The organism is Micromonospora sp. NPDC049359, from assembly GCF_044466585.1.
Classification (GTDB): domain Bacteria; phylum Actinomycetota; class Actinomycetes; order Mycobacteriales; family Micromonosporaceae; genus Micromonospora.
Genome location: NZ_JBITMW010000005.1, coordinates 391,367 through 406,547 on the forward strand (window position 1 = coordinate 391,367; position 15,181 = coordinate 406,547).

Sequence of the window (15,181 nt, forward strand, 5' to 3'; positions counted from 1 at the left end):
GGAACGCTAGCTCGCCGGTGGGAAAAATCCATTAAGAGGATCGAACTTTCGTCTCGCCGGCGACGTCTGCTGAACATGGGTTACGAGACAGGACCTCGCCTCCGCAGGGCCGAGCCGGTCGGTGCGTGCCGCCTTCGACCCCGGTGTCGGCTTCCCCGCGCCCGGGATTGTCGGATCCTGCGGCGAACTGTCCGATCCAGTCGTCGTCAAGTAGACCTCCACTCGGTGGACGCAGCGTGATCAACGTGACGGACGATGTCGGCTCCGGTCGGACAGCGGAACCGGCGTCGCAGGGGGGACCGCGCCTGCAGATCATGGGCCCGCTGCGGGTCTGGCGCGGTGCGGCCGAACTCGACGCGGGCCCGCGCCAGCAACGCCGCCTCCTGGCGGTCCTGCTGGCCCGGCAGGGGCGTCCCACCACCACCAGCGATCTGATGGATCTCGTCTGGGGTCCAGATTCGCCGGCCAGCGCCGTGAACCTGATCCACAAGTACGTCGCGGCGCTGCGCCGCCTGCTCGAACCCGACCTGCCCGCGCGGGCCGTCGGCTCGTACCTGTTGCGGCACGGCAACGGGTACCTCTTCGTGGCCGAGCCGGAGACGCTCGACCTCGTCGCGTTCCGCCGCGACGTCTCGGCGGCCAAGTCCAGCCTGGCGCAGGACCGCCCGGACCAGGCGTTGGAGCAGTATCTCGACGCGCTGGGGCGCTGCCACGGTTCGTCCGGTGACGGGCTTCTCGACAGCGCCGCCGCCGCGGCGGTCTGCGCGGGCATCGACGGCGAGTTCTTCGACGCCGCGATCGCCGCCGCCGCGGTGGCCGTACGGCTGCGTCAGCCCGCCCGGGTCCTGACGCCGCTGCGGCTCGCGGCGACGATGGGTGAGCTCAACGAACCGGTCCACGCGAGCCTCGTGACGACCCTCGCCGCGGCGGGGCAGCAGGCGGAGGCGTTGGCCGTGTACGGCGTCATCCGGACGCGCCTCGACGAGGAGTTGGGCATCGATCCCGGCTACCACCTACAGGACGCCCATCGGCAGGCCCTCACCCAGACGGCGCTGACACCCGCCGAGGACGCGGACCCCGTGGTGGCCCGTCCGGCACCGCTGGTCCGCCCGGCGCAGCTCCCGCCGGACCCGCCCTTCTTCGTGGGCCGCGAATCCGAACTGCTGATCCTGGGCGACCTGACCACGGGGATGCGGACCGCCGGGCGGACCAGTCCACTGGTGATCGCGATGGACGGCATGGGTGGAGTGGGCACCTCGACGCTCGCCACGCACTTCGCCCACCGGGTGGCCGACGAGTTCGCCGACGGGCAGCTCTACCTCGACCTGCGGGGGCACCTCTGCGCGGGGGAGCGCCTGTCGGCCGACGACGCCGTACGCTCGCTGCTGCACATGGTGGGCGTGCCCGCCTCCGACGTGCCCGACACGTTCGACGCGCGGATCGGCACGTACCGCAGCATGACGGCCGGTAAGCAGATGCTCTTCCTGCTGGACAACGCCCACGACGCCGCCCAGGTGCGCCCGCTGCTGCCGAACTCGGCACGGAGTCTCGTGATCGTCACCAGCCGGCGGGCCCTCGTCGGCCTCGCGGCCTTCGACGGCGCGCACCTGCTCCGGGTCGACCCGCCCGACCTGCCGACGGCCCGTCGACTGCTCGAACGTCGTCTCGCCGGCCTGCCAGGCCGGTCGACCGACGACGGGGAGGGGGCCGGCACGGCCGACGAGGTCATCGAGCTGTGTGGTCGGCTTCCGCTGGCGCTGGCCATCCTGGCGGCCCGGATCGCCGCTCGTCCGGGCCTGTCGCTCGCCACCATCGCCGCCGAGCTGCGCGACAGCGCCCACCGGCTCGAGGCGTTCGCGGCCAGCCGCGGGTTGGTCGATCCCCGGACGGCCTTCTCGTGGTCCTATCGGCAGCTCAGTCCGGAGGCCGCCCGGCTGTTCCGACTGCTGTCGGCCGCCCCGCTGCCCGGTGTCACGGCCGAGGCCTGCGTGAGCCTCGCCGACCGCGGCCCGGACACCACGCGTGCCCTGCTCGCCGAGCTGATCGACGCGGCGCTGGTGAGCGAGCACGAGGACGGCAGACTCACGTCGCACGTGCTGGTCAAGGCGTACGCCGAGGAGCTGTGGGAGGCCGAGGAGCCGGCGGCGGAACGACAGGCGGCGCTCAGCCGCCTGCTGCAGCATTATCTGCACAGCAGCTACCAGGCGCAGCTTGCGTTGAACCCGAACCGTTCGCCGATCGAGCCGGCGCCGCCGCTGCCCGGTGTCGTCGTCGAACGGCCGGACACGCACGACGAAGCGATCGCCTGGTTCGACCGCCAGCGGGAGGTGCTCACGGAGGTGGTGCGCCTCGCCGCCGACGTCGGGTACGGCATCGTGCCGTGGCAGCTCGCCATCTCGATGCAGCAGTACCTGCAGTGGGCCGGACGCTTCCAGGACTGGGAGGACGTCATGCGCAACGCGCTACGTGCCGCGCGGGCACGCCACGACGTCGTCGGGGAAGCGCACGTCCTGCGCAGCCTGGCGGGCGCCCGGTACTTTCTCGGAGCCCACGAGGAGGCGCTCGGCCTGCTCGGCGAGGCCGCACCGACCTACCAGGACCGGGGCATGCGTCTGGAACAGGCGTTGGTGCACAACAACTGCCACCAGGTGCTCAGCGTGCTGGGCCGACACGACCGCGCGCTCACGCACAGCACGCAGGCGCTGGCGTTGTTCCGCCTGCTCGGCCACCGGCAGGGCGAGATCTGCAGCCTGCTGCGGATGGGACGGTCGTTGACCGCCCAGGGGCAGGTCGCTGAGTCGATCCAGGTGCTCCGGGAGGCGCTCGACCTCAACCAGCGGGCGGGGCGTGCGCACGAGGAGAGCGCGATTCGCGCCGCCGTCGCGGACAACCTGGTCGAGACCGGCCGGGTCGCGGAGGCGGTGACGGAGCTGGAACTCGCGGCGAGCACGGCGCGGCGCGTGGGGAACCGGCCGTCGCAGTTCGCCGCGCTGCGGCAGATGGCCGACGTGCTCATCGCCGTCGGTGACCTGCCCGGTTCCCGCCGGGCGTTCGAAGAGGCGCGCACGCTGCTGCGGGAGTTTCCCGACGGCGGCACCGAGGGGATGCGTGCCTCGGTCACCCGACTGGCCCAGAAACTGGCGTGAGCGGGCGGTTTGTCGTGGCCCGCCCGGGGAAGCCGGGTCCCGTTGTCGAGGGCTGGCGCCACTGCGGCGACCAGCGCGGATGGGAGTACGCGTGAAGGCCGTCGTTTTCCACGGAATCGGTGACATTCGGGTCGACGACGTGCCCGAGCCCCGCATCGAACAACCCACGGACGCGATCGTCCGGGTCACCACAGCGGCGATCTGCGGCACCGACCTGCACTTCGTCCGCGGCACCATGCCCGGGATGTCGCCGGGCAAGATCCTCGGCCACGAGGGCGTCGGGGTGGTCGAGGAGGTGGGCTCGCAGATCCACAACTTCCGACCGGGTGACCGGGTGGTGATCTCGGCGGTGCTGGGCTGCGGGTCCTGCTGGTACTGCCGCCGGGGCCTCTTCGCGCAGTGCGACAACGCGAACCCGCTCGGACCGCGGACCGGTACGGCCTCGCCCGGCTCACCCGATATGCAGGGTCCGTTCAACGGCTTGCAGGCGGAGTACGCGCGCGTGCCCTTCGCGCACACCAACCTGATCTCCCTGGGCGAGAACGTCACCGAGTCGCAGGCCATTACGCTGTCCGACATCTACCCGACCGGCTACTTCGGAGCGGTCCTCGCCGATGCCGACGATGGCAAGGTGGTGACGGTCTGGGGTTGCGGTCCGGTGGGTCAGTTCGCCATCCTCTCCGCGTACCAGCGTGGCGCGTCCCGGGTGATCGCGATCGACGGGCACGCCGACCGGCTGGAGCATGCCCGTGGCCGTGGCGCCGAGGTGATCAACTTCAACGAGGTGGACCCGGTCGACGCCATCATGGAATTGACGAACGGTATCGGCGCCGACTGCGCCATCGACGCCGTCGGAGTGGACAGTGAGAGCGCCAAGTCGGGACCTGCGGCGGGCAAGGACGCCGAGCGCAACGCCGAGGAACAGCGCACCATCTCCCCGAACCTCGACAGCCAGGGCCAGGACGGGCACTGGAAGCCGGGTGACGCGCCCAGCCAGGCGCAGACCTGGGCGGTCGACAGCCTCGCCAAGGTCGGCACGCTGGGCATCGTGGGTGTCTATCCGCCCGGCGACCGGTACTTCCCCATCGGTGTGGCCATGGGACGCAACCTGACCATCCGCGCCGGCAACGGCAACCATCCCCGGTACATCCCCAGGCTGGCGGCCATGGTCGCCTCCGGTCAGGTCCGTCCGGAGGATGTCGTGACGGAGCACGAACCGCTGACCGACGCCGTTGGGGCGTACCGGGAGTTCGACCTGCGCAGCCCCGGCTGGCTGAAGGTGGCCCTCGGCACCACCTGAGTTCCTCGGGGCCGACTGCGGCAGCACCCGCCCTGAACCGATTCCGGACCTGTTCCGTGTGAGGGGCGAACGGTTTCCGGACCTCCTGGGAGCCGGGTGACTGCTGGAGATTTCCGATGATGCGCAACCACGTGACACCCCTCATCGCCGCGCTGGCCGTCGGCGCGGTGACGCTCACGGCGTGCGGCCCGAGCCAGGTGCCACCCGGCCCAGCGCGGGCCGCCGACCTGAGCGGCAGCCCGGCGGCATCACCACAGGGCGGGGCCGGTGTCGCCGACCTCGCCCTCACGTCCGGCACCGCGAAGTCCAACAACGCGGCTCAGGGCACCGGTGACTGGGCGGTACCCAACGGCGGGGTGGCGACCGGGGCCGCCCGCGAGTCGGCGCAGCGCTGGGTCCAGCTGACCGTGGGCCGGGCGGGCAAACTCGACCCGGTCGTCGTCAACGGCGCGGGACTGACCCTGTACCGGTTCGACAAGGACAGCAACAACCCGCCGACGTCGAACTGCGACGGTGACTGCGCCACCACCTGGCCGCCGGTCACGGTGACGCCGGGCGGCAAGATCTTCGTCGCGGGGGTCAAGGCGGAGGCCGTCGGTACGGTCCGGCGCTCGGACGGCAGCCGGCAGGTCACCATCGGCGGCTGGCCGGCCTACCGCTTCGCCAAGGACACCAAGCCCGGCGAGACCAAGGGGCAGGGTGTCGGGGGGACCTGGTTCGGCGTGACCCCGACCGGCGGCAAGGCCGGCGCGTCCGGTGGCGAGCAGCCCGGCGCGGAGTCGCCGGCCCCGCCGGCCACCAGCGCCGTCTTCTTCGACGACACCAACTTCGGCGACGGCGCTGGCTCGCAGGGGGTCGCCGGCACCGGCTGCCGGAACCTGAGCCGCCCGGGTGTCTCCTCCTCGGTGGCGGCGCCCGGCTCGCTCAAGCTCTGGGCGGGCCCGGACTGCACCGGCCGCTCGAAGGTGATCAACGGGGACGTCGCGGATCTGGCGACCGTCGACTTCGACAACGCGGTCGTCTCGGTGCGCCTGGGCTGATCCCGGCGGTGCGGCTCGCGCCGGCCCGGCCACTGGCCGGGCCGGCGCGTTGCTGTCTGTCGCTGCTGGTGGTATGCCCTACAGCGTCGCGCTGACGTACACCGTGCCGTCGGTCGTCTCCACCCGGACACTGCCGATCTGGGCCTCGTCGATCAGGGCACTGCCGTCCAGGGTGACGCCCTCGGCGGCCCCGCGCTCCGACACCAGCCAACTGCCCGCCAGTACCGTGCTGCCGTCCTTGCCGACGACCAGCAGGCGACAACGCTGGCCCTGCGGGATGCCGGACACCGTGGCGTTGAGGCGTACCCAGCCGGGGGCCGGCTGGACGGCGACGGCGAGACGAGCGCCGGTGCGCGGATCGGCCGCGCTGGCGGAGCGGACCGCCCGGTCGGCCGGGACGCTCGGGCTCGGCGGCGGCGCGGTCGCGTCCGTCGTCGTGTCGCCCCGGGGAACGAGGAAGGCGCCGCCGAGGACGGCCGAGGCGACGACCGCCGCGGCGACCCCGGTCACGGCGTGCCGGCGGCGGCGCTCGTCGGCGGCCTCGCCGCGGATCTGCCGCAGGGTGCGCTGCAACAGCAGGTCGCCGTCCTCCGGCGGGCCGTCGAGCAGCATCACGTCGGGTACGTTCTCGAGCGCGTCCGTCCACGTCCGCAGCGATTCGACCTCGGCCCGGCACTGGGCACAACCCGCCAGGTGCTCCTCGGCTCGGCGGGCCGAGGACTCGTCGAGCGCGCCCAGCAGGTAACCGCCGACGTCGAAGTGGTCGGCGTGGGGCGATGAGCTGTCGGATGTCATGAGGCAGGCCGTTCCACCCCGGCGCGACGCTCGGCGAGATCGCGGAGGGCTCGGAGTGCGTAGTAGGAGCGGGACTTCACGGTGCCCGGTGGGATCCCGAGGACCTGGGCGGCTTCCGCGACTGTACTCCCGCGCAGGTAGACCTGCTCGAGCACCTGTCGGTGCTCGGTGGAGAGGCGATTGAGGGCGTCCGTCACGACGATCGAGTTGACCACCTGGTCGGCGTGGTCACGCTCGACCGCGGATTCCGTCGGGCCGTCGGGCACCTCGGGTGGTCGCGCGTTCCGGGCGCGGACGGTGTCGGTCACGATGTTGCGGACGACCGTCAACAGCCAACCCCGTACCGAGCCCTTGCCGTTGACCAGACTGTCGGGGTGACGCCACGCGCGTACCAGCGCTTCCTGGACGACGTCCTCCGCGGCCGCGCGGTCGCGGGTCAACTGTGTCGCGTAAGCGAGCATCGCGCGTCCGTGCTCCTCGAATATGGACCGGACCAGTGCCTCGCCTGCCACTTCGCGCCGACGAACAGGTCCTGATCCCGCCATTGCTACCACCCTTTTGCTGACCCTCACGTCTCCGGCGTGCCCGCCGGTTGTCTACGGGGCCTCAGGATGCACGTCCTGTTAGTACCGTTAGTTGATCAATAAAAGATTTGTCTACTGACCCACGTCGAGACCGATTCGAGACGTCAACCGTCGCCGATGCGTTTCCGGCGGCACCACCCCGCTGGGGCGCAGACGTCACGTCCGAGCCCCAGCGGGGTGGTGCGTCACGGGGCGGTCGGTGACGGCTCGCCCTCGACGGCGACGTCCCGCAGCGCATCCGCGAACAGGCGCATGGAGCGAGGCCCGCCCGGATTCAGCAGGACGTCGACGCCGTCCGGGAGCAGCGTCAGCAGATCACCCAGGTCGACCTGCCGCCACTCGGCGGCGTCGACCCGGGCCTGGTCCACCACCCCGGTCGCGACGAGCACACACGGCACGTCGTCGGGCGCCGGTGCCACGATGACCTCACCCTCGCTGTCCAGCGCGACGTCCACGAGGCTGTCCCGCAGCGCCAGGAGCACCACGTCGACCCCCGCGCGGCCGGAAGCGACCAACTGCGCGGCGGCGTCCACCGGGCTGGTGGGCGCCCCCGGGTCCTCCGGCCGGTACAGCGGATTCGCGGTGAAGCGGCCCACGGTGCCGTCGGGCTCCACCAGCCAGCCACCGACGATCGCCTCCACCGGGGGCACGTCGGTCGCGTCCGCCGCACCCTCGTCGGGCGCGCTCCAGCGCGCGTCCGTCAGCAGCATCCAGTTTCGCTGCCGGTCACCGTTGTCGTTCTCGTTCATCACTTTGCCCCCTTGCCCTTCGGCTTGAGCTCTGCAAATTCGCCGCCGTTCTGCACCGCCAACGTCGCGATGGGCCGGCCCGGGCTGGTCACCAGACCGTCCACGTCCACGCCCTCGGTGGTGACGACCACCTCGTTCGCCGCGAAGATCTTTCGCCGGTTGCCGAGAGCAGCCATGGCGTCGGCGAAGTCCTGCCCCGCAGAGCCGGAGGCGTTGGCGAAGTTGCAGGAGATCAGGGCGATGGACCTCTTCGAATTGGGATCGAAGAGCTCGTTGTGGTGCAGAACCTTCGCGAACTCTCCACCCGGGACGTGCAGCAGCTTGCCGTTCGCCAGCCGTACGGCGGCACCGTTCGGGTTGCCGTGCGCGATGACCAGGGTGGGATCGTTTCTCAGGCCGGCCCAGGGCGGGGGAAGGAACTCGTTGCCCGCGAAGCCGGTGTCGGTACCGGGCAGTTTGCGGACCGCCTTCGTCCCCGGGTCGGCGGCCGTCCCGCCGATGTTCCGGCCGAAGGCGAGGTTGGCGTCGGTCCGGGCCCAGCTGGTGAAGTTGTCGTTGTCGGTGGCCCTGCTCGGGAAGAGCACGCCGACCAGCTTGCCGTTGTTGTCCACCAGCGGGGTCGACTCGACGTCCGAGGCGTGGAACGTCTTGAGGTGGCCCTTGCTGTTCTGGCCGATGATCAGGGTCGGGTCGTTGGCCTGCTTCTTCTTGGCGGCCTTGAGGTCCCGGTTGAACCGCAGGTCGAACAGCTTCATGTCGATCTTGTTGAACACGCCCTTGATGACCTTGCCGAGGCCGACCTCGGTGACGTTCGCGTCGATTCCGCGCCCCGGCGCCGCGCCGGCGCCCGGCACGCTGCGGCTGCCGCCGGTGACCTCCTTGGTGCTGTTCCTGATGCCGTCCGCGACGCTGCCGGGGCGAATCTTGCCGGCGAACTTGTTGGCGAACTTGAGGACCCGGCTGACGATGCGTCCGCCGGGTACGAGGCCGAGGGCGAGTCCGCCGGCGGCGAGGGCGATCTCGGCGGGGTCGCCGCCGAGGGCTGCGGCGGCGAGGTCGATGGCGCCGGAGAGGAAGCCGATCGCCGAACCGAGGGGTGGGAAGATGAACGAGGCGACCACGGAGAGCACGTCCAGGATGGTGGTGATCCACTCGATGACGGTGCTCTGCAGGAAGTCGATGAACGCGTTGAACGCTTCGACGATCTTGTCCCAGAGGGATCGTTGTGGTGCGTCCTTGGCGAGTTGACGCAGGGTGTCGGCGGCGGTGCGGGCGGCCTGGTCGCGTAGGGCGGTGGCCTGGCCGAGGAGCGACTTCGCGCCATCGAGTGCCTGTTGGGCGTCGGCGGCGCGGTTCTTGGCGGCGGTCGCGTCGTCGGTGGCCTGTTCCTTGGCGTCCGGAGTGGTCGTGGTGTCGGCGTTCATGACGAGGAGCGCGGCCGCCGCGCTGACGGCCGCCGCCTGGGCGGCGCTCTGGTCCCCGGCCGCCTGTCGGGCCTGGTCGAGGGCGCGCAGGGACATGGTCTGCGCCTCTTCCAGCGAGGGCAGGTACCGCAGGTACGCGTCGGCGGCGCTGGCGTAGGAGTTCGCCATCCCGTCCAGGCGTCCCGGCAGTTTGCCGATCAGGTCGCGGAAGGCGTCCATGGCCTTGCCCTGACCGACGTCGATCTGGCTGCCGGACGCGAGCAGGTCGTGCGCCTCCTGGGTGGTTCTGGCCAGCTCCTGGTACGCCCTGGTGATCTCCTCGAAGGACTCCGGATCACCCGGCACGGGATCTGAGTCGAGCTGCAACACGGACCACTCGGCGTCGCCCGGACGCGTCATGACGAACCTCCCCATCGCATCGTCAGGCCGGCGCCCGAGCCATCCGCCGGGAGCCGAGTCGCACACGTAGCGCGGGGTGGATCGGTTCACCTGGTGAACCGGGCCGGCCGCCGATCCGTGTACGCCCCAGTTGCCGAGACGGGTCGGGAGGGTGCGGAGATGAGCGATGCGATGAGCAGGCCGGCGGGGGAGTGCGCGCGATGAGCGAGATCCTCGTTCCGGGCGCGGAGTTGGAACGCGTACACGAGCTGCTGCGGCGTACCAAGGAGTTGATGGACAGCGCGTCGGTCCGGTCGATGGGCGCGGTGGTCGACACGCTCGGGCAGCGCGGCCTGGAGGACGCCGCCCGGCACTTCGAGAAGCGGTGGGGCGACGGTCGGCACGTCGTGGGCAAGGACCTGGGGGGCGTACGCGACGCCGCGAAGGCCGTCGCCGACGCGTTCCGGGAGACCGACACCCAGACGGTCAACGCGTTGACCGCGCCGGACCAGCAGGCGGCACAGTGAGCGCCCCGACCCAGGCCCATGCCGCGACGCCCACCCCGACCGGCTTCGAGCTGCGCACCCCGCAGGCGTGGGTCGACTTCGCGGTGGCCGACGAGGCGAGCGAGAACCGGCTCGGCGAGGAGGCGCGGGGCCACGCCCTGACCGGCGGGTTCACCGCCGACCAGGCGGGCCGCTTCGCCGAGCAGGTACGCCGGTCGGTACGCCAGGCCCGGCGCGGTGGCGCGGTGCACGCGGCCGGCGTCTTCGAGATGTACGAGGACGGCCCGCTCACCGCCACCGTGGTGGTCGCGGTGGTCACACCACCGGCCAACGGCGACATCCTCGGCGCGTTGACGGCGGTGGCGCACCCCAACCGGGCCGACGGGACCTGGCGGCGGGTGACCACCGCGACGATTCCCCGCATCGGCACCGTCGGTCGGGTGTACGGCATCCAGAACGTCGTCCAGGACGGCGTCACGATGCGGTGCGCGGTGATGCACACCGTCGTACCGATGCCGGGATCGGCGGACGTCGTGGTGGTCACCGGGTCGAGCCCGAACCTCGCGGAGGCGGAGGACATCTTCGAACTCTTCGGCGCGATCACCGAGTCCCTGGCGTTCACCTGGGACGACGACCGGCCGGTGCTGGCCGCGCGGCCGGAGCCTACGGGTACGACCGACGCCTGAGCGGTGATCGACGAGGGGGACACCGCAGCGCGGTGTCCCCCTCTCGTTCGGGTTCTACTCCGCTGGCGTCACCAGTGACCGCAGTGCCACCGGATCGGTGCGGGGCACCTGCACCAGGCGGACGGTGCCGTCGCCGAGGTGCAGCAGCGCCCGACCCAGGCGTCCCCCACCGAGCTGGCCCCGGCTCAGCTTGGCGCCGATCAGTTCGCCGTCGCCGAGGCCCTGCGGGCTGAGCAGCGCGCCCTGCCGGTTGCGCCGGGCGTCGACGTGCCAGCCGCCGAAGCCGCCGGACAGGCCGTCGATGGTGCCCGCCATGACCAACCCGAGCCCCCGTTCCGCGCCGGTTCGGGCGATCTCCCCGAGGTCGCTGCCCGCGTCGCACTTGAGCAGCAGCTCGGCGTCGTCGAGCACGACCACGGCCGGTCCGCTCCTGCGCTCCAGCGCGGCCGTCAGAACGGCGGAGGTGAGGTTCTCGTTCGCGACGAGGTCGAGCACACCGGGGAGGTCGGCCAGCTCGCGTAGCGGCGATCTGCGGGGCGCCGCCACGACCACCTCGGTCCCCCTGCGCAGCAGGGTGGCGACCATCGTCAGCAGCGCGGTGCTCCGTCCCGAACGAGGTGGACCCGCCAGGACCAGGGTCGGGACGACCGTCAGGTCCGGCCCGATCGCGGTGAGCTCGTCGCCGCCCACACCCAGCATCGTCCACAGCGGCCCGTCGGGTCGGTGGAGCGTCTCGGTGTCCGCGAGGGTCAGCTCGTCGGGCAGCACGTCGATCCGGAACGGGCGGTCGCCGGGCGCGAGGTCCGCGTCCCGCCGCCGGGCCGTCTCGGCGATGTCGGCGAGTACGCGCGCCTGCCCCTGACCCGAGGTGTCCTCGCCGAGCAGCGCGATCTGCGCCTCGGCGCCGTCGGACGCCCGGATCGCGCGACCCGCCTCGATCTCGTCCGGCAGTTGCCGATGGTTGATGCCGACCATGCTGTAGTCGCCGCGTTCGGTCAACCGCAACACCAGCTTGTCGTCGGTGGTGGACGAGATCCGGCTGGAGAACATCGCCCGGTCACCCGCGAGCACGACGTGGATGCCCGCCCCGGCACCCTCGCGCAGCAGGGTCAGCAGAGCGGCCATGATCGTGCCGTTGTCGTAGTCGGCGAAGGTCTTGTCGAAGACCTCGAACCGGTCCAGGAGCACCAGGATGTGTGGCGGTCGCTCACCCGGGGCGGCACCCGTCCGGTACTCCACCATGCTCGCCGAGCCCCGGGTGGCGAGCAGCTGCTGCCGCCGGCCCAGTTCGGCGACGAGACGGGCGAACAACCGGCCGAGCCGCTCCGCCTCGGTGCGCTGCACCACCGCCCCGCAGTGCGGCAGGCCGTTGAGGGCCAGCAACGCCCCGTTGCCGCAGTCGACGCCGTAGAGGTGGACGTCCGCCGTGGACTGGACGCGGGCGACCGCCCCGGCGATCGTCCGGAGCGTCTGCGATCGGCCGCTGCGCGAGGAGCCGATGACGTGCAGGTGCCCGAGCGTGGAGAGGTCCAGTGCCAGCGGCACCTGGTCCTGCTGGGCCGGAAGGTCCACCAGCCCGTAGGCGACCGCCGGGAGGTGGTAGTCGGTGGCGCGGGCCGGGGGCAACGCGTCGACGGTCAGCGAGGTGGGCAGCGCCGCCAACCAGGGGCTGTGCTGGGCCGGGATGCCGAGCCGTTCGCTCGCGTCCCGGATCGCCGTCACGAGCACCGCGAGGTCGGTCAGCTCGGCCGACGGCGCCGCCTCGCCGGAGCGGCGACGTGGCGCGGGGCGACCGAGGTCGGGAAAGGACAGTGGCGCCAACCAGGGGGCCGGGCGGTCGGTGCTGCGCGCGCCGGGGCGGAACCCGCCGACCCGGCCCGCCTGGAACGGCACCAGCGACGACTGGGCGAGACGGACGAAGGCGCGACCGGGCGTCGACTTCGAGATGGCGGCCGCGTCCGGGGCGTTCAGCACGTCCTGGCTCTCGCTGCTGTCGGTGACCCGCAGGGCGATGCGCAGGTTGGTGTTGGCCCGGATCTCGGGGGAGACCACGCCGCCCGGTCGCTGGGTCGCCAGCACCAGGTGGATGCCGAGCGATCGGCCGCGCTGGGCGATGTTGACCAGACCGGTCACGAAGTCGGGCAGGTCACGCACCATCGACGCGAACTCGTCGATCACGATGAGCAGGCGCGGCATCGGGACGCGGGACGGCTCGCGGCGCAGCAGCTCCACGTAGTCGTCGATGTCCTTCGCCCCGGCCTCGGCGAGGATGTGTTCGCGTCGGCGCAGCTCCGCCGAGAGCGACGTCAGCGCCCGGCCCACCAGGTGGGTGTCCAGGTCGGTCACCATGCCGACGGTGTGCGGCAGGAGGACGCAGTCCTTGAACGCGCTGCCGCCCTTGTAGTCGACGAGCACGAACGTCATCGCGTCCGGACGGTTGGCCACGGCGAGCGAGGCGACGAGGGTCTGCAGCAGCTCCGACTTGCCGGAGCCGGTGGTGCCGGCCACCAGGCCGTGCGGTCCGTCCCGTTTCAGGTCGAGCGCGAACGGCCCGTCGAGCGACACCCCGAGCACCGCCTCGGTGGTCCGACCACCCGAGGTCCACCGGGCCGTCACCGCATCCGGCTCCGGCGGCTCCATTCCGAGTACGTCGAGCAGCCGACTCGACCCGGGCAGGGCGCTCTCCTCGTCCGCGCCACCGATGTCCCGCAGCGGCGCCAGCGCCCGCGCCGTCCGGTACAGCCACTCCGGCGACACGACGTCCGGGTGGACGTCGCCGATCGGGGCGGCGAGGGTCTGCGTCACCAGCAGCGACCCGTCCTCCTGCTGGGCGACGACCGCCTGGCACTCCTCGGGCAGCAGCCGCTCCTCGGCGTCGAGGCAGATGGCGTACACCCCGACCGCCGGTCCTTCGCGCAGGATCTGGGTGACGCCGGGCAGGGACCGGAGTTTGCGGGCGCCGTCGAGCACCACGAGGATGTCCCGGAACGCTCCGCTGCCCCGCTCGCCGGAGCGGGACGAGATGATGGCCACCAGCTCGCCGACCCGGCGGGCCAACGTCTGGGTGTCGGTGCCGACCGTGGCGAGGGTGTCCTGACCGTCGCGGGGCCGCAGGTGCGGCAGCCACCCCGCCCAGGCCCAGCCGCTCTCGTCGGCGGTGCCGCAGAGCAGGTAGATCTGCAGGTCCTCCGGGCTGTGCAGGGCACTGGCCTGGGCCATCATCCACCGGGCCGTCGTACGCGCGACGGCGTCGCCGGCCACCCCCACGACACCGTGCTTGCGTACCGGCACGGTCGCCGGTACGTCGAGGGCGCTCCACCGGACCTCACGCCGGTTCTCGTCCTGGCTCAGGTCGCGGAGCACCACGTCCGACGGCAGGTCCGCGCTGCCGACCCGCAGCTCCAGGAAGTCAGGATCGGTGCGGCGTCGCTCCCACAGCCGACGCTGCGGGCCGGTGGCGATCAGCCCCATCGACGCGGGATCGGGAAAGTCGTCCCGGCGGACCGACCGTTCGGCGGCCAGCGCCTCCTCGGCCTCGCCGCTGATGCGGGCCCGCTTCTTCTCGTACTCGGTGAGCCGGGAGCGGTAGGTGGCCCGGCCCTGACGCCGCGCGCCGATCTGGCCGGCGATCAGCACCAGCGGCGACAGGATGGCGAAGAGCAACGTGAGCGGGTTGCGGGTGACGACGAACGCGGCACCGGAGAGCACGACCGGCGCCAGCACGGTGATCAGCGTGAGCGGCCGTCGCTCCGGAGGCGCCGGCGGCCCGGGAAGCGTGAACTGGGTGGTCCGCGCCGCGGGCAGTAGGCGGGGCGGACGGTTGTAGTCGAGGCCCGTACGGTCCTCCGAGATCTGGAGCGCCGCCTCGTCCCGCAGGGGGCGGCGAAGCTCCAGCAGGGAGGAGCCCGCGGCGAGTTGCGCTCCGGGCTTCCAGATCCGCTCCTGCTCGTCGACCTCCACCCGGTCGAGCAACAGGCCGGGCTCCATCGGACGGAGCCAGCACTCCCCGTCCTCGGTCACCCGCAGCCGGGCGAGCACGGGAGCGAGCGGGTCGTCGTGTACGCGGACGTGGTTGTCGTCGGCGGCGCCGACGGCGTGCTCGCCGATGGCGAGCGGGTACAGGTTGCCGGCGCCGAGACCGCTGACCACCCGGATCTCCAGCGGACCGGCCGCCGGTGGCGGTGACACGGACGTCGGACGATCCAGCTCGACGACGCTGCCCTGCCACAGCGGGGCGTCGGCGAGCGTCAGCCCGGGGTCGAGGGGAGCGCCGGCGACGAAGATCGTCGGTGCTCGGGTGCCGGGTTCCGGACGGCGCCCCGCCAGCACCTCGGCGAGCTCCGCGACGGTGGAGTCGAGGGCGGCCTCGACCTGGTAGTCGGTTGCGGGGGTGGACTGATCCGTGACGGTGAGCAGCAGGCGCACGGGTATCTCCTGGTCGGGCGATCCGTCGGGAACACGGTCGGGGGGGGGGGGGGGGGGGGGGGGCGCCCGCCCCCCCCCCGGGGGGGGGGGGGGGGGGGGGGGGGGGGGGGGGGGGGGGGGGGGGTGTGGGGCGGGGGGGGGGGGGCGC

10 protein-coding genes are annotated in these 15,181 nt (G+C 72.2%); 5 read left to right on the forward strand and 5 right to left on the reverse strand.

Going from position 1 to position 15,181, the window contains the following annotated elements; all coding sequences use genetic code 11:
* Positions 1–245: 245 nt before the first annotated feature.
* The 3 genes from ACIBTX_RS15400 to ACIBTX_RS15410 all read left to right on the forward strand — a co-directional run bounded on the left by ACIBTX_RS15400 (position 246) and on the right by ACIBTX_RS15410 (position 5,486).
* Positions 246–3,146 (forward strand): BTAD domain-containing putative transcriptional regulator, encoded by a 2,901-nt coding sequence (locus ACIBTX_RS15400; RefSeq protein ID WP_396832614.1) that lies wholly within the window; start codon positions 246–248, stop codon positions 3,144–3,146.
* 91 nt (positions 3,147–3,237) lie between these two features.
* Entirely contained in the window at positions 3,238–4,446 is a 1,209-nt protein-coding gene (locus ACIBTX_RS15405; protein WP_357120607.1) for an alcohol dehydrogenase catalytic domain-containing protein, read from the forward strand.
* 116 nt (positions 4,447–4,562) lie between these two features.
* Positions 4,563–5,486 (forward strand): hypothetical protein, encoded by a 924-nt coding sequence (locus ACIBTX_RS15410; protein ID WP_357171472.1) that lies wholly within the window; start codon positions 4,563–4,565, stop codon positions 5,484–5,486.
* Positions 5,487–5,564: 78 nt separating this feature from the next.
* On the opposite strand, the gene ACIBTX_RS15415 is transcribed toward ACIBTX_RS15410, so the two are convergent.
* The 4 genes from ACIBTX_RS15415 to ACIBTX_RS15430 all read right to left on the reverse strand — a co-directional run bounded on the left by ACIBTX_RS15415 (position 5,565) and on the right by ACIBTX_RS15430 (position 9,437).
* Positions 5,565–6,281, reverse strand: coding sequence for a zf-HC2 domain-containing protein (locus ACIBTX_RS15415; RefSeq protein WP_363661502.1), 717 nt, complete (start codon positions 6,279–6,281; stop codon positions 5,565–5,567).
* Positions 6,278–6,826: a sigma-70 family RNA polymerase sigma factor gene (locus ACIBTX_RS15420; RefSeq protein ID WP_396832615.1), complete on the reverse strand. Its 549-nt coding sequence runs from the start codon at positions 6,824–6,826 to the stop codon at positions 6,278–6,280. Before ACIBTX_RS15420 ends, ACIBTX_RS15415 begins: the two co-directional genes overlap by 4 nt.
* A gap of 224 nt (positions 6,827–7,050) precedes the next feature.
* Positions 7,051–7,614 (reverse strand): type VII secretion system-associated protein, encoded by a 564-nt coding sequence (locus ACIBTX_RS15425; protein ID WP_357120598.1) that lies wholly within the window; start codon positions 7,612–7,614, stop codon positions 7,051–7,053.
* Entirely contained in the window at positions 7,614–9,437 is a 1,824-nt protein-coding gene (locus tag ACIBTX_RS15430) for a putative T7SS-secreted protein (protein ID WP_357120595.1), read from the reverse strand. The genes ACIBTX_RS15425 and ACIBTX_RS15430 overlap by 1 nt, the downstream gene beginning before the upstream one ends.
* Before the next feature lie 200 nt (positions 9,438–9,637).
* Between ACIBTX_RS15430 and ACIBTX_RS15435 the strand changes: the two genes are divergently transcribed.
* Positions 9,638–9,943, forward strand: coding sequence for a hypothetical protein (locus ACIBTX_RS15435; protein WP_357120592.1), 306 nt, complete (start codon positions 9,638–9,640; stop codon positions 9,941–9,943).
* Positions 9,940–10,608: a hypothetical protein gene (locus ACIBTX_RS15440; protein ID WP_357120589.1), complete on the forward strand. Its 669-nt coding sequence runs from the start codon at positions 9,940–9,942 to the stop codon at positions 10,606–10,608. Before ACIBTX_RS15435 ends, ACIBTX_RS15440 begins: the two co-directional genes overlap by 4 nt.
* 54 nt (positions 10,609–10,662) lie before the next feature.
* Here the strand turns inward: ACIBTX_RS15440 and ACIBTX_RS15445 are convergent, their stop codons facing one another.
* The gene (locus ACIBTX_RS15445) at positions 10,663–15,033 is read right to left on the reverse strand and encodes an FtsK/SpoIIIE domain-containing protein (protein WP_357120586.1); all 4,371 of its coding nucleotides are present in this window, start codon (positions 15,031–15,033) and stop codon (positions 10,663–10,665) included.
* Between the last annotated feature and the right edge of the window lie 148 nt (positions 15,034–15,181).

Bases quoted from the DNA above. Each gene is read 5' to 3' on its own strand.
- ACIBTX_RS15435 (WP_357120592.1), top strand. From the start codon at position 9,638: ATGAGCGAGATCCTCGTTCCGGGCGCGGAGTTGGAACGCGTACACGAG.
- ACIBTX_RS15415 (WP_363661502.1), bottom strand. From the start codon at position 6,281: ATGACATCCGACAGCTCATCGCCCCACGCCGACCACTTCGACGTCGGC.
- ACIBTX_RS15425 (WP_357120598.1), bottom strand. From the start codon at position 7,614: ATGAACGAGAACGACAACGGTGACCGGCAGCGAAACTGGATGCTGCTG.
- ACIBTX_RS15430 (WP_357120595.1), bottom strand. From the start codon at position 9,437: ATGACGCGTCCGGGCGACGCCGAGTGGTCCGTGTTGCAGCTCGACTCA.
- ACIBTX_RS15420 (WP_396832615.1), bottom strand. From the start codon at position 6,826: ATGGCGGGATCAGGACCTGTTCGTCGGCGCGAAGTGGCAGGCGAGGCA.
- ACIBTX_RS15410 (WP_357171472.1), top strand. From the start codon at position 4,563: ATGATGCGCAACCACGTGACACCCCTCATCGCCGCGCTGGCCGTCGGC.